Annotated in this window: 15 protein-coding genes; 13 read left to right on the forward strand and 2 right to left on the reverse strand. The window is 41.7% G+C overall.

Features of this window, described 5'->3' with window-relative positions; genetic code table 11:
- Positions 1-33: 33 nt before the first annotated feature.
- From NST73_RS05600 to NST73_RS05620, 5 genes are all read left to right on the forward strand, one after another.
- Positions 34-1095 (forward strand): carbamoyl phosphate synthase small subunit, encoded by a 1062-nt coding sequence (locus NST73_RS05600; protein ID WP_017367005.1) that lies wholly within the window; start codon positions 34-36, stop codon positions 1093-1095.
- Positions 1088-4168 carry a carbamoyl phosphate synthase large subunit gene (locus NST73_RS05605; protein WP_342499444.1) on the forward strand — a complete coding sequence of 1027 codons (3081 nt, stop codon included), beginning with the start codon at positions 1088-1090 and terminating at the stop codon, positions 4166-4168. Before NST73_RS05600 ends, NST73_RS05605 begins: the two co-directional genes overlap by 8 nt.
- On the forward strand, positions 4165-5115 hold the full coding sequence (gene argF / locus NST73_RS05610; RefSeq protein WP_024720054.1) for an ornithine carbamoyltransferase: 951 nt from the start codon (positions 4165-4167) through the stop codon (positions 5113-5115). Before NST73_RS05605 ends, argF begins: the two co-directional genes overlap by 4 nt.
- A gap of 103 nt (positions 5116-5218) precedes the next feature.
- Positions 5219-5398, forward strand: a complete 180-nt coding sequence (locus NST73_RS05615; protein ID WP_342499445.1) for a YjzC family protein — start codon at positions 5219-5221, stop codon at positions 5396-5398.
- 169 nt (positions 5399-5567) lie between these two features.
- Positions 5568-6833, forward strand: a complete 1266-nt coding sequence (locus tag NST73_RS05620) for an MFS transporter (protein WP_007499050.1) — start codon at positions 5568-5570, stop codon at positions 6831-6833.
- A 119-nt stretch (positions 6834-6952) separates the two neighbouring features.
- On the opposite strand, the gene NST73_RS05625 is transcribed toward NST73_RS05620, so the two are convergent.
- Positions 6953-7147, reverse strand: coding sequence for a YjzD family protein (locus NST73_RS05625; protein ID WP_024720055.1), 195 nt, complete (start codon positions 7145-7147; stop codon positions 6953-6955).
- A gap of 212 nt (positions 7148-7359) precedes the next feature.
- Here NST73_RS05625 and NST73_RS05630 point away from each other — a divergent pair, with 212 nt between their 5' ends.
- The 4 genes from NST73_RS05630 to NST73_RS05645 all read left to right on the forward strand — a co-directional run bounded on the left by NST73_RS05630 (position 7360) and on the right by NST73_RS05645 (position 10016).
- On the forward strand, positions 7360-8100 hold the full coding sequence (locus NST73_RS05630; protein WP_007499048.1) for a hypothetical protein: 741 nt from the start codon (positions 7360-7362) through the stop codon (positions 8098-8100).
- Positions 8101-8175: 75 nt separating this feature from the next.
- Complete coding sequence (locus NST73_RS05635; protein WP_342499446.1) at positions 8176-8751, forward strand: nad binding enzyme; 576 nt, start codon at positions 8176-8178, stop codon at positions 8749-8751.
- A gap of 90 nt (positions 8752-8841) precedes the next feature.
- On the forward strand, positions 8842-9807 hold the full coding sequence (locus NST73_RS05640; protein WP_342499447.1) for a BMP family ABC transporter substrate-binding protein: 966 nt from the start codon (positions 8842-8844) through the stop codon (positions 9805-9807).
- Between the two features lie 11 nt (positions 9808-9818).
- Positions 9819-10016 (forward strand): ComZ family protein, encoded by a 198-nt coding sequence (locus NST73_RS05645; RefSeq protein ID WP_008348507.1) that lies wholly within the window; start codon positions 9819-9821, stop codon positions 10014-10016.
- A gap of 9 nt (positions 10017-10025) precedes the next feature.
- Here the strand turns inward: NST73_RS05645 and NST73_RS05650 are convergent, their stop codons facing one another.
- A complete protein-coding gene (locus NST73_RS05650; RefSeq protein ID WP_008348506.1) occupies positions 10026-10259 on the reverse strand; it encodes a hypothetical protein in 234 nt (77 codons plus the stop codon).
- Positions 10260-10428: 169 nt separating this feature from the next.
- Between NST73_RS05650 and NST73_RS05655 the strand changes: the two genes are divergently transcribed.
- From NST73_RS05655 to NST73_RS05670, 4 genes are all read left to right on the forward strand, one after another.
- Positions 10429-11367, forward strand: a complete 939-nt coding sequence (locus NST73_RS05655; RefSeq protein WP_024720058.1) for a beta-ketoacyl-ACP synthase III — start codon at positions 10429-10431, stop codon at positions 11365-11367.
- Positions 11368-11388: 21 nt separating this feature from the next.
- Entirely contained in the window at positions 11389-12630 is a 1242-nt protein-coding gene (gene fabF, locus NST73_RS05660; RefSeq protein WP_008348501.1) for a beta-ketoacyl-ACP synthase II, read from the forward strand.
- Between the two features lie 77 nt (positions 12631-12707).
- A complete protein-coding gene (locus tag NST73_RS05665; protein ID WP_056407963.1) occupies positions 12708-13502 on the forward strand; it encodes a DUF2268 domain-containing protein in 795 nt (264 codons plus the stop codon).
- Between the two features lie 170 nt (positions 13503-13672).
- Positions 13673-14653, forward strand: coding sequence for an ABC transporter ATP-binding protein (locus NST73_RS05670; RefSeq protein WP_024720060.1), 981 nt, complete (start codon positions 13673-13675; stop codon positions 14651-14653).
- Positions 14654-14670: the final 17 nt, after the last annotated feature.

The raw sequence follows: 14670 nt of genomic DNA on the forward strand, positions 1-14670 counted from the left end.
ATTATTAATTATTCAATATGGGGTGACACAAGCATGAAAGGTTATTTAAATTTAGAAGATGGAGCCTCTTTTGAAGGAGATCTGACAGGAGAAGCTGGCATGACAGGTGAAGTGGTCTTTTTTACAGGGATGACAGGTTATCAAGAGGTGCTCACAGATCCTTCTTATAAAGGACAAATCATTGTCTTCACATATCCGCTCATCGGAAATTACGGCATCAATCATGAAGACTTTGAGAGCAAAAAACCACAAGTGAAAGCGGTCGTTGTCTATGAGGCAGCTGACCATTTTTCTCATCACCTTGCAGCCGTAAGCTTAAAAGATTATTTACAGAAGTGGAACATTCCGCTTCTTACACATACAGATACTCGTGCAGTCGTGCAGAACATTCGAGCAAATGGAACGATGAATGCAGTGCTTAGTTTAGACGAAAATGAAACGCCACCTGCAATGAAGCAAGACAATGTGGTTGAGCAGGTCACAGAAGATGAAGTATACACACAAGGCAGCGGCGAGGATCATGTAGCGCTCATTGATTTTGGCTTTAAAAAATCAATTGCGGACTCACTCGAAGCGCGCGGCTGTAAAGTCACAGTGATTCCGTACAAACAAATGGAAAAGGTATTTGATATCAAGCCAGATGCGATCCTTTTGTCAAATGGACCTGGAGATCCAAAAACAATGAAGCCATATTTAAAAACCATTCATGACATCATGATGACCTTCCCGACACTAGGCATTTGCTTAGGTCATCAATTAATTGCTCTTGCGCTTGGCGGGGATACGTATAAGCTTCCTTTTGGCCACCGCGGAGCGAATCATCCTGTACAAGATACAGAATCAAAACGTGTCTTTATGACAAGCCAAAATCATAGCTATGTGGTCAATGAAAAAAGCATGAATGACAAAGAAGTGGACGTCAAATTCCTCCACGTGAATGACGGATCTGTTGAAGGATTCATTCATAAAGAGAAGCTGATTATGTCCGTTCAATTTCATCCAGAAGCACATCCAGGCCCTGCAGAAAGTGAATGGGTATTCGATGATTTTATTGAGAAAGTGAAACAAGCAAGGAGAGAAGTCGCACATGCCTAAAGATCAAAGCATACAAACCATTCTAGTCATCGGGTCCGGTCCAATCATCATTGGTCAGGCAGCAGAATTTGATTACTCAGGAACACAAGGTTGTATGGCCTTAAAAGAAGAAGGCTACAACGTCATCTTAGTGAATAACAACCCAGCAACCATTATGACAGACGAGTCATTTGCTGATGAAATTTATTTTGAACCGCTTTCAGTTGATTCAGTGACAAGAATCATTGAAAAAGAGAAACCAGATGGTCTTTTAGCCAATCTTGGCGGACAGACGGCTTTAAACCTTGCTGTCGAGCTGGAAAAAGCCGGTGTGCTGAAAAAGCATGGGGTAAAACTGCTCGGAACGTCAGTTGAAACAATTGAAAACGGTGAAGATCGTGAGAAATTCCGTGCTCTCATGAAGCATTTGAATGAACCTGTACCAGAAAGTGAAATTGTGGATAATGCGAAAGACGCCCTTCAATTTGCAAAAGAAGTGGGCTTTCCTGTCATTCTTCGACCAGCCTACACACTTGGTGGTAAAGGGGGAGGCATCGCTTTAACTGAAGAGGCTTTTAAACCGCTGATTGAAGGTGCTCTTCTAGCGAGTCCGATTCATCAGTGCTTAGTTGAAAAAAGCATTGCTGGCTTTAAAGAAGTCGAGTATGAGGTCATGAGAGATCGTCAAAATACGTGTATCACTGTATGTAACATGGAAAATATCGATCCAGTTGGTGTGCATACAGGCGACTCGATTGTCGTTGCACCGTCACAGACATTAACGGATCAGGATTATCAAATGCTCCGTTCAGCGAGCTTGAAAATCATTTCAGCGCTTGATGTCGTTGGCGGCTGTAATATCCAGTTCGCTCTTGATCCACTTAGCAAAGAATATTTTGTCATTGAGGTCAACCCTCGGGTCAGCCGGTCTTCTGCTCTTGCATCGAAAGCAACAGGCTATCCGATTGCCAAAATGGCGGCAAAACTTGCGGTCGGTTATACACTAGATGAATTGAAAAACCCGCTTACAGGAACAACGTATGCTAGCTTTGAGCCGGCACTCGATTATGTCGTGGTGAAATTCCCGCGCTGGCCGTTCGATAAATTTAAACAGGCAGACCGGAAATTAGGCACAAAAATGAAGGCGACTGGTGAAGTCATGGCGATTGACCGTAATTTAGAATCTGCCATTCAAAAAGCAGTCGTATCACTTGAAATCAAAACAAAGGGCTTCCACTTGCCTGAACTGAAAGAACATTCGACTGAACAGTTATTTGAATTAATCAAAACACCGGACGATCGCCGTTTCTTCGCTGTCATGGAGCTTCTTTCCAGACAAGAAACCGTTGAAACGATTCATGAAACGACGAAGATTGATCTGTTTTTCTTACATGTCTTCAAGAATATGATCACACTCGAACAAGAATTGAAGAATCATCAGGGGACGCTATCCAAAGACACCTTAAGAAAGGTGAAAGAAAAAGGCTTCCTTGATGAAACAATCGCTTCTCTGACGGATCGCAGTGAACAAGATATCAGACAGCTTCGTCAAGAGTATGGCATTGCCGCTTCATTTAAAATTGTCGATACATGTGCGGCTGAATTCGATGCAAAAACGAATTACTTCTATTCTACGTACTTTGGCAAAAGTGATGGAGAGCATCAAGAGAAAACAAAGCAGCGTGCACTCATCATTGGATCTGGTCCGATTCGAATTGGGCAAGGGGTCGAGTTTGATTATAGTGCCGTTCATGGCGTTCTTACTTTACAAAAGCTTGGATTTGAAACCATCATGATGAACAATAATCCAGAAACGGTTAGTACCGATTATGAGATTGCAGATCGTTTATACTTTGAGCCGATCACGTTAGAACATATTTTAAACGTAGTTGAAGCGGAGCAAATTGATTTTGTCATCGTTCAATTTGGCGGGCAGACAGCAATCAATGTGGCGGAAGGTTTAGAAAAAGCCGGCGTTACCTTGTTAGGCACGTCCTTTGACACACTAGATGCATTAGAAGATCGCGATTTATTCTATCAGCTTCTTGATGAACTGAATCTTCCTCATGCAAAAGGAGATACAGCTCATTCAAAAGAAGAAGCACTGGGGCATGCTGCAAGCATCGGGTACCCTGTTCTTATTCGTCCATCATATGTCATTGGTGGAATGGGCATGATCGTTGTTCATACAGAAGCTCAATTGGGAGAACTACTTGATCAGCCAGATCATTTACCTTATCCGATCTTAATTGATGAGTATGTCACTGGAAAAGAAGTGGAAGTGGATCTCATTTCAGACGGACAAACGACATTCATTCCAACCATTGTTGAGCATATTGAAAAAGCGGGCGTACACTCAGGTGACAGCTTTGCCATCTTACCAAGTGTCTCTATTAGTGAAGACATCAAACAACAGGTGTATAACGCTTCTGAACAAATCGCAAAGAAATTAGCTTTTAAAGGCATTATGAATATTCAATTTGTGATAAAAGGGAACCAGGCGCTCGTATTAGAGGTGAATCCTCGGGCAAGCCGGACTGTTCCAGTTGTAAGTAAAGTCATGGGTGTAGACATGATCCCAATGGCGACTCAGCTGTTAGCTGGTGCAACGCTTGAAGAATTGAAACCGGCAACGAAGAATAAGGGGGGCACAGCTGTTAAATTCCCGGTCTTCTCCTCACATGCCATTCAAGATATCGATTTAAAGCTCACACCTGAAATGAAGGCGACGGGTGAAGGAATGTGTGTAGGAAAGAACGTCGAAAGCGCCTTGAAAAAAGTGTTTGCACCGATCTGGAAACAGAAAGGAAGCCTCTTTATACAAGGCAGTGAATTATTCGTAGATGAAGCAAAACGAGCAGGCTTTGACGTCTGGACTGGCAGCTTTGAATCGTGGCTGCAACAAGACGATAAATCGCTTCACATTCATTTAGGTGATGATGAAGAGGCAAAAGAACAGCGTGTAAAAGCACTCACACATGGTGTTCAAGTTCTAACCGAATATGAAACGGCGCAAGCGTTCCTGCAAGGAAAAGATGGAGATGTATCACCAGTATCTCTCCACGAATTATATAAAAAGGAAGTGACGGCATGAGCCAAGTCGACGTGCAACCGGCATTATACGGAAAAGACTTTTTATCGTTAAAAGACTTTTCGATCAATGACATTGCGTACTTAATTGAAAAAGCAGAAGAAATGAAACAACATCCATATCAAGATTTATTCAAAGGAAAAACATTAGCGATGATCTTTGAAAAATCTTCAACTAGAACCCGTGTCTCGTTTGAAGCGGGCATGACGCAGCTAGGCGGACATGCGCTCTTCCTCAGCTCAAATGATCTGCAAATTGGCAGAGGAGAAACGATTGGTGATACAGCGCAGGTGCTCTCTGGGTATGTAGATGGCATTATGATTCGAACCTTTGAACATGAGAAGGTAGAAGAACTTGCAAAATACGCCTCTATTCCAGTGATCAACGGACTAACAGACTACTCTCATCCATGTCAGGCACTGGCTGATTTACTGACGATTAAAGAAGCAAAAGGCACACTAAAAGGTGTGAAAGTGGCGTACATCGGTGATGGGAATAATGTGGCTCATTCCTTAATGGTCGGCTGCGCGCAGTTAGGCTGTGACATTGCCGTTGCATCACCAAAAGGCTATGAACCTCTTCAAGAGGTGACAGACACTGCTCGGGCGTTTGCAAAACAATCAGGCGCAGAAGTCATCGTCACAACAGATCCAGTAGCTGCTGTTCAGGATGCAGATGTCATTTATTCAGACGTATTTACAAGCATGGGACAGGAAGCTGAAACAGAGAAACGTCTAGCAGAATTTAAAGAATATCAAGTCAATGAGGAACTCATGCAACATGCAGCAGCAGATTATATCTTCCTTCATTGTCTGCCGGCACATCGCGGAGAAGAAGTGACGGCTGATATCATTGATGGACCACACTCTAAAGTATTCCAGCAAGCAGAAAATCGCCTGCATGTGCAAAAAGCGTTAATCAAAGAGCTCATGTATCAACAACCTAAATAAATCACAAGTGTCCCTGTCTCGACTGAGCAGGGACTTTTTACATATTGGATTGGAGAGGCAATGGACGGGACATAATAACATCAATCGAGAAAGGAGGATGGAAATGGGTCAACAGCATCAGTTTAAATCTGGTAATAAGGCACCTAATAATGGTGTTTATATCGAAATCGGTGAGACCGGTAGTATGGTGAAAGATCCTTTAAAGATAAAGCTTAAAGCAGGAGACGTCTTTCCGGATAACTCGAACCATAAGCGCGTTTGGACTTACCAAAGGAAGCCGTAAGCAATTGACTAAGAGTCCATATGAATAAGTCTTTAGAGGCATGTGTCATGCCTCTTTTTTCTTTATAATAAAAAACAATTAAGTTCCAATTTTCAAATAAATAGTATGAAAAAAAGAAAGATTAAGGTAAAATATGTAAAAATAGTATAAGGTTGAAAGGATTTGTGTGATGGAAAAGATGAATCTCAGTGAAAGTGTTTGGAATAAACGCTTCACCTCATTGTTCATATCAAGACTCATAAAAAATACAGGAGAAAGTTTTGCTTTTACATCCGTTCTTTGGTTATTGATTTTAAGAGGGGATGGAGCGCTCGGTACCGGACTTCTTCTAGCAGTGACAGTTCTTCCTTCATCATTGTTGGCCCCAATACTAGGACCTCTTATGAAAAGACATCATTTATCTAAATGGATGTTTGCTTCAGATGTCATTCGAGCAACCATTGTACTCATTATTCCACTACTGCATTTTTCGCACATATTGCCTCTATGGTTATTGATCTCATTAATGGTTATTCAATCGGCAACAGGTGCAGCATATAACCCGGCTTCTGTGGCCATCCTGCCGCAGATTGTTCCAAAGCATCTCATTCAAAAAGCAAATGCGATCCTGCAATCATCTTTTGAAATTGTCGCACTTGCTGCGGTGATGGTCGCTGGTCTTTTGGTCAAACTAATTGGCCCTGCAGATACGCTCCTAATCACCACTGCTTTATTTATCATATCGGGCTTGTTCATTATTGGCGTTAAACTCCAAAAGTCAGATGCAGAAAAAGCAGCAGACATTAAACAAGCAAAGAATACATATCTGTATAACTTAAAAAGAGGCTTTCTAGTCGTTAAAAATCATCATATTTTATTTGCACTAACCCTTTATTGTATTTTAATGAATGTCGCTGCAGCTCCGTGGCAGGCATTATCCGCTGTATATGTAGCAGAAGCGCTGCAAAGTGATTCAATGGTGTATTCCATTTTAAGAGGTGTCGCTGCAGTCGGTGCGTTTATGATGGGCTTTGCACTGGCGAAGGTGAAAATCAAAAGATTCGGCTTGTTCTTTATTGTCGCAGGCATGATTGAAGGTGCTGCATTCTTTATCACTGGAATGAGTACATGGCTTCCAGTCGTTCTTCTAGCTTCCTTTATTTTTGGTGCAGCCGTCAGTGCGATCAATGTCCCAGAGATGGTTATTATTCAAACGTCTGTTGACCAAGAAGATCAGCCGCAAGTATATGCCGTGATCAATGCGTCATCAAATGTCTTTCTCCCGCTTGCAGCCGTCATATCGGGCGTCCTGGCAGAACGCTTTGGAGCAGGACCTGTCATTGCGGGGGGTGGTGTGCTTGAAATTTTATCGGGCATCGCGATCTTCCTGTTCACAGGGCTTGCGAAAAGCCATTTGTCAGCAGACAAACAGAAGTCCGAAACGGTTGAGGTGTAACTCAAAAACCCCCTGTAATTGACGGCAGGGGGTTTTAGCGTGCGCTCTCAACTTCTAGTCATCATTCTGAAAAAAAGAAAAAGAGCTAATCTCAAATCATTAGCTCTTTTCCAGCAATATTAAGAATGTTCTGTTGAACTTTCTGTTTCTTTCATTGGACTTACTTCAGCAAAGATGAATAAAATAACCGTAAACACTATGGCAAGAATGGAAGTTAACGTAAAATCATAAGCAGCTCCATTCATAGATGAAACGATGTAACCAGCCATATGTGTCAGCAGAAAAGTCCAAATGAGGGTGATAATGTAATGCATTATTCCACCGTCCTTTATGTAACAATCTATTGACTATCATACCATAGATACGAGTTCAGAGAAAAGACTGTTTTCCGCCTTTATGTGACCATTTTGAGACCTTCTACTATAAAAATAAAAAGAATTCTTCTGTCTTTAGGGGATTTCCTTATTCCTACAAGAGTTGTTGTTCATATCATAGAAAGCAGAATCACTGAAAGGAGGCTGGCCATATGGGTGTAAGCGAACGTTTTTTCCAGCTTGGTTCCCAGTGGAACGTCATTCACCTTCCTCAAAAACCAAATGGCTTTGGCATTCTAATCCTCGGTGACCGAAATCACTTTGTGCAGGAAAATACATCATTCTGGCTTCAGCATTACGGAAGAAACCAGCTATTAACTGCTTTAAAGGATGAAGGATATACATTGTTTAATAGTCATCTTCATGGGAATCACTGGGGATGTGAAGATGCTGTTTTTAGTGCGAAACAGCTTGTTCATCACACATTAAAACAAGAAATATTAAACCGGGAAATTCATGTGCTGGCAGAGGGAATGGGCGCACTTGTCGCCATGAGTCTTGCCGAAGAAATGCCAGAAGTGCTAAGGTCTATAGCCATGATGAATCCATGTTTACACCTGCAAGCACAAAGAGAAAGAGAAAAGGAACACAAATTCTTCTACAAACAGTTCATGAAAGAACTCGCACAGAGCTATGGGTGCTCTGCAAAGGAAGCAGAAACGTATCCACTTCCTTCTTGCCCCGTTCATTCAGCTCATGTACCGATTCATATATGGCAGAGACTAAACGGCGCACCGTATGCCTATGAACTACATGCAAAGCCATTTATTGATCAACATATGATGAATCCAGACCATTGTCAGATGGACCTTACCTTGCATATGTTTGATCATCCAAGAAGAATCTTTCAGTCCATTCACAAGTTTTATAAATCGCATGAAAGAGAATTGTAATGAATAGGATGATAACAGCCCTTCATGGAAAGGGCTCTTCTTTTTATTCGATATGCTAAAAAAGGGGACATGAACATGGAAACAGGACTGATCATAGGTGCAGATGAATTTTTTGGGCTGACACTTTGTGAATATATGATGAAAGAGGGCATACAAGTGGATATCACATATCCTAAGGAGCAGTCAGAGGAGCAAAGAATGTTATTAGAAGAGCGGATGATGTGGCTCGGCCGCAATGATCTTGTCCGCGTTATTGATGGTCAAGATAGGAAAGAGGCATATGACCTGATCTTTTTTCAATCAGATGATTCAATGAACAGAGAGACAGACCTCGAAGCGAAGCATGGCATATACCGCTTGTTTTACGAAGAACCCGAAAGCCATTCGCATGAACAAAGCGTTTCGGCTGTTATCCTTCCACGCATGTTTGGTCCGTGGACGCTCCATGAAGAGAGACGAATAAAGGACGATCACGCATTTTTTGTAGAAGATGTCGCAAAGGAGCTTTTAAAGTGGGCACGGACTGATCAAAGGCAGGAAATGATCCATCAATTGAATGTAGAAAGACAAACAGGTGACAAACAAGCAGAAGAAATCATAGCAGAATGGAAAAGACAAAACTCAACATTTTTCGACAAAAAGCAAGAATGATCTTCCATCTTATCTTTTTTCAGTATAAAATAAACCTATATTTAACATACAGGTTCATGCCTGCGTGTTGCAAAGGGAGTTGAACATGGCATGAAGTACCAGCGGCTTGTCATGATCTTTTCGTTCCTTCTTCTTATGCTATCTGCCTGCTCACAGGCGCCGTTAAAAGGACATATTGAGAAGGTGGGTTTACTCGTCCCCGATACGATTAATGATCAAGTTTGGGGAACGAAAGGTTATAAAGGCTTATTAAATATCCAATCAACATTTGGTGTAGATGTTTATTATAAGGAAGGGATGGTCGACAAGGAGAAAATCGTTGATGCCATTGAAGAATTTCATAAAAAAGGAGTCAATTTAATTATTGGCCATGGCAATGAATACAGCGAAATTTTCAACTTGATCAGTGAAGATTATCCGAAAACACAATTTATCACGGTCAATGGAGGCAAGCCTCAAGCTGATAATGTCACAAACGTCACGTTTAAAGGAGAAGCAATGGGCTTTTTCGGAGGCTTGACAGCAGCACATATGTCCAAAACAAAAAAGATTGGTATTCTGGCTACATATGATTGGCAAAGTGAAGTAGACGGTTTTATCAAAGGTGCAAAATATCAGGACGAACATGTGCAAGTCCTAGCGGAATTTGTCGAAAACTGGGATGATGCTGACAAAGCCGTGAACCTCTATCAAAAATTGAAAAAACAAGGTGTAGATGTTGTGTATCCAGCAGGTGATGGTTATAATATCCCTGTCATTGAACAAATCAAAACCGACAATTTATCTGCGATCGGATATGTCACTGATCAATCCAACCTTGGAAGCCATACGGTGTTAACTAGCACTGTACAGCATGTCGATAAAGCGTACAGTATCATTGCGAAGAAGTTTAATGAAGGCAAGCTAAACGAACAAGGTGAGTACTCCTTTGACTTTAAAGAAGGAGTGATCGAAATGGGGAAATTTAGCTCAACCATAGACCGCGCTTTTGTGAAAGACATTGAGAAGGATATTGCGAATTACAAAAAAACAGGCAAATTGCCAAATGAAAAGTGAGGACGTTGAACATGCAACACGAAAAATCGATGGAGTTTTTACAAATTGCGATGAAGTATTTTCCACAAGCAAAAGAAGAATTAGATAAAGCAGGGATTCAGCTTGATCCACAAGCACTTCAGCCGCTTCTCTCTTTGTTTACATCTGTCATGCAAGAGGCATATGAGCTTGGAAAAGCAGATGCAGCATCAGAAAAAGCCACAGAATAGTGGCTTTTTTTATGATAATTTTTTCTTGAAGGCACTAATCATAGGGCCGACATCTTTAAACACAGGCTTCAGCTCATCGATGGAGTTCATAATGTTTCCAATTTGATTCATGACATGCATGTAGTCAATGGAGTCATCACTTGAAGAAGTCTCTGCACGCTCCTCCTTTTTTTCTGTCTTGCTTTTCTCCTTTTCAAGCGGCTGACCAAACATCATTGCTGAGAAAATATCCTTTTGCGCCATATCACATGTTCCTTTCTACTATTGGTATATCATTAATCTATGAAAAAAGTGAGAGGAAAGGTTAGACGTTTGTATTGCCAAGGAGAAAAAAATAAGGTAAAATTAGTACCAGATACTAATATAAGATCACAATATCACATGCTCGTATGAGTAAAAGGAGTCTTATTCAATGAATGCTGGAATTATTGGCCTTGGCCGCTATATACCTGAAAAAGTATTAACAAATCGTGATTTAGAAAAAATGGTTGAAACTTCTGACGAGTGGATTCGTACTAGAACAGGTATAGAAGAAAGAAGAATTGCATCTGATGATGTCAATACATCTCATATGGCGCTTGCTGCTGCAAAAAAAGCATTAGCTGACGCAGATGTGGCTGCAGAAGATATTGATATGATTCTTGTAGCGACAGTTACGCCAGATCAAGCATTTCCGACAGTCGCTTGTATGATTCAAGAGCAGCTCGGTGCACATAAAGCATGTGCAATGGATATTAGCGCTGCCTGCGCTGGCTTTATGTATGGGCTTGTTACTGGAAAACAATTTATCGAATCTGGCACTTACAAACATGTGCTTGTCGTTGGTGTAGAAAAGCTTTCTCGCATTACCGACTGGGATGACCGCAACACAGCTGTTTTGTTTGGAGATGGAGCAGGTGCTGCTGTACTAGGAACAGTCAGCGAAGGCAAGGGAATTCTATCATTTGAGCTTGGAGCCGATGGAAGAGGCGGGAAGCACTTGTACTTAGATGAAAAAGATCATACAATCATGAATGGAAGAGAAGTATTTAAATTTGCTGTGAGACAAATGGGCGAGTCAAGTGTAAACGTGATTGAAAAAGCTGGACTATCAAAAGAAGACGTAGACTTCTTGATTCCGCATCAAGCAAACATTCGCATTATGGAAGCAGCACGCGAACGCTTAGAGCTGCCAGTTGAAAAAATGTCGAAAACAGTCCATAAATATGGAAACACATCAGCAGCATCCATTCCAATTTCACTATGTGAAGAAATCGAAGCCGGAAAAATTCATGACGGCGATGTGATTGTAATGGTTGGTTTTGGTGGAGGATTAACGTGGGGCGCAATCGCTATGCGATGGGGCCGATAAAAGAGTGGGGTGCACAAATTAATGGATAAGAAACGAGTAGTTGTTACAGGATTAGGTGCTTTGACACCTCTTGGCAACGATGTAGAGACAACATGGAAAAATGCTGTAGCAGGTGTATCAGGTGTTGGCCCGATCACACGTGTTGATTCAAGTGAATATACAGCAAAAGTAGCAGCAGAACTAAAAGATTTTAACATCGAAGATTACATGGAGAAAAAAGAAGCGAGAAAGATGGCACGCTTCACACAATATGCAGTCGTTGCTGCTCAAAAGGCTTTAGAAGATTCACGCCTCGAAATTACAGATGAAAACGCACCTCGTGTTGGGGTATGGGTTGGATCTGGTATTGGCGGACTTGAAACATTCGAAGAGCAATTCGAAGTGTATTCAAATAAAGGAGCAAGACGCGTAAGCCCGTTCTTCGTTCCAATGATGATTCCAGATATGGCGACAGGTCAAATTTCGATTGCACTTGGCGCAAAAGGGGTTAACTCTTGTACAGTGACAGCATGTGCGACAGGAACAAACTCCATTGGTGATGCCTTTAAAGTGATTCAGCGCGGAGATGCAGATGCGATGATCACAGGTGGAACAGAAGCACCATTAACGAAAATGTCGTTTGCTGGTTTCTGTGCAAACAAAGCCCTTTCGACAAATCCTGATCCAGATACAGCAAGTCGTCCATTTGATAAAAACCGTGACGGATTTGTGATGGGTGAGGGAGCGGGAATTGTTGTTCTTGAAGAATTAGAGCATGCGTTAAAACGTGGTGCGACCATTTATGCAGAAATCGTTGGCTACGGTTCAACTGGAGATGCATACCATATCACAGCACCTGCTCCAAACGGAGAAGGCGGCGTACGTGCAATGAAAGAAGCAATTCGTGATGCAGGTTTAACAGTGGAAGAAATTGATTATATCAATGCCCACGGAACAAGCACACCGTATAATGATAAGTTTGAAACAATGGCGATTAAAGAAGTGTTCGGAGAGCATGCGAATCAGCTTGCGATCAGTTCGACAAAATCAATGACAGGTCATTTACTTGGTGCAGCAGGCGGAGTAGAAGCGATTTTCTCTGTTCTGGCGATTAAAGACAGTGTCATTCCGCCAACGATTAACCTTGAAACACCAGATGAAGAATGTGATCTTGATTATGTAGCAAATGAAGCACGTTCAAAAGAAGTACAAGTTGCGTTGAGCAACTCACTTGGTTTTGGCGGGCACAATGCGACAATTATCTTCAAAAAATACGAAGCGTAATATGTCTTAAGAAGGCGGCGATCTATAAACAGATCGCCGCCTTTTTGCATATGATGAAAATGGAGGTGTTCAGCGGTATGGGTCTGATCAATACACAATATCTCATCCAACAATCATCATCATTTCAGGAGCTGGCGGCACGTTTTGTCCCTTATTTTAAAGGAGCGGAGAAAAAAGAAGGATCATCTATTCTCGCCCATTTACAACATCACGGAATGGTGCGATCATGGAACGCCTGCCAGGAAATGATCGACAAGCTCAAAGAAAAAGGGTATTTCAAGCTTGTGATGAAAGAATACAAAGCGCTGCAAAAAAAGTGGGGAGGTCCTGATGTCCCCGTCTTTATTTTGCCTGTTAATGAGAGCAGCAAAGAGATAAGAGAACAATTTTACTTTCAATCCGGCATGGCATTTGATGACAAAATCTTTCTTTTTTTATCCCCGCATACACCGAAGGAACGAATCGGTACGTTGCTGACGCATGAATATCATCATGTATGCAGGTTGCATTTTCTCACGAAAGAAGAAAAAGATTTTACATTCCTTGATACAATCATGATGGAGGGGCTCGCTGAATATGCTGTGTATCATAGATATGGAGAAAGCTATACAGCAAAGTGGACGACTTTATATGACGAATCGCAGCTGCAGCGCATGTACAAGAAATGGGTATCCAGTCACCTTTATCAGAAAGTGCAGGACGACGAAAGGCTGATACAGAATCTCCTTTATGGAAAAGGGAACTACCCCAAAATGCTTGGCTATGCCACTGGATTTTATATCGTGAAAAAGTATTTCGATGAGCACCGAATCAGCGAGGAGTCTATGATTGCGGAGCCAGCGGAAACGTTTTTAAAGGCGATAGAATCATAAAGACAATCATTCACAAAAAAAGTGACATATTACAATTTTACTAAATAATTCTTGATTTCGTCATGCTGATGTAATAATATACAAATATAAATTTTGATAATTCTTTTTATTCTAAAAAGGCAGAATTTTTCGATTCGGTTCATTTAATCTATGGAGAAAGGGGCGAATGCATGAGCACACTGCTTGAAGTGCAAAACTTAAAAACCTATTTTTTTCGAAAAAAGGAACCAATACCTGCTGTTGATGGCGTGGATTTTAGTATCAAAAAAGGGGAAACAGTCGCATTAGTCGGTGAGTCTGGGTCTGGTAAAAGTATTACGTCTTTATCCATCATGGGTCTGATTAATGGGACTGGTGGGAAGATTATGGATGGTTCCATTAAGCTTGATGGAAAAGACCTTGTTACATATAGTGAAAAGGAATTGTGCAATATTCGCGGTAATGATGTATCCATGATCTTTCAGGAACCCATGACCTCACTTAATCCCGTCTTAACCATCGGGGAACAAATAACAGAAATCCTCATTTACCACAAAAAACTTTCAAAAAAAGAAGCGACCAAAAAAGCGATTGATTTGCTAAAGCTTGTAGGCTTTTCCAGGCCGGAACAAATCATCAAAGATTACCCGCACCGTTTATCCGGCGGTATGCGTCAACGAGTCATGATCGCCATTGCGCTAAGCTGTGATCCGAAGCTCCTCATTGCGGATGAGCCGACTACTGCTCTCGATGTGACCATACAAGCCCAGGTGCTGACCTTAATGAAAGATTTATGTTCGACCTTTGGTACATCTATACTTCTCATTACGCATGATTTAGGTGTTGTGTCGGAAGTAGCAGACCGCGTCATTGTCATGTACTGCGGACAGGTTGTTGAAAATGGAACCGTTGAAGAGTTGTTTGATGAGCCGCTTCACCCATACACAGAAGGACTGCTTGAATCCATTCCAGTCATTGACGGAGACATTCAGCCATTAACGGCGATAAAAGGAAATGTCCCTGCGCCAGATCAGCTTCCGACAGGATGCCGTTTTGCACCTAGATGCCCGAAAGTAATGGAACGCTGCATAGGTGAATTGCCCAAACTGACAACCTTTGAAAATGGTAGAAGCGTCAGGTGTTTCTTATATGAGGAGGCAAGCCAAACATGACACTTGCTGAAAATCAA

Source organism: Bacillus sp. FSL W7-1034 (assembly GCF_038593365.1).
Lineage (GTDB): Bacteria > Bacillota > Bacilli > Bacillales > Bacillaceae > Bacillus > Bacillus altitudinis.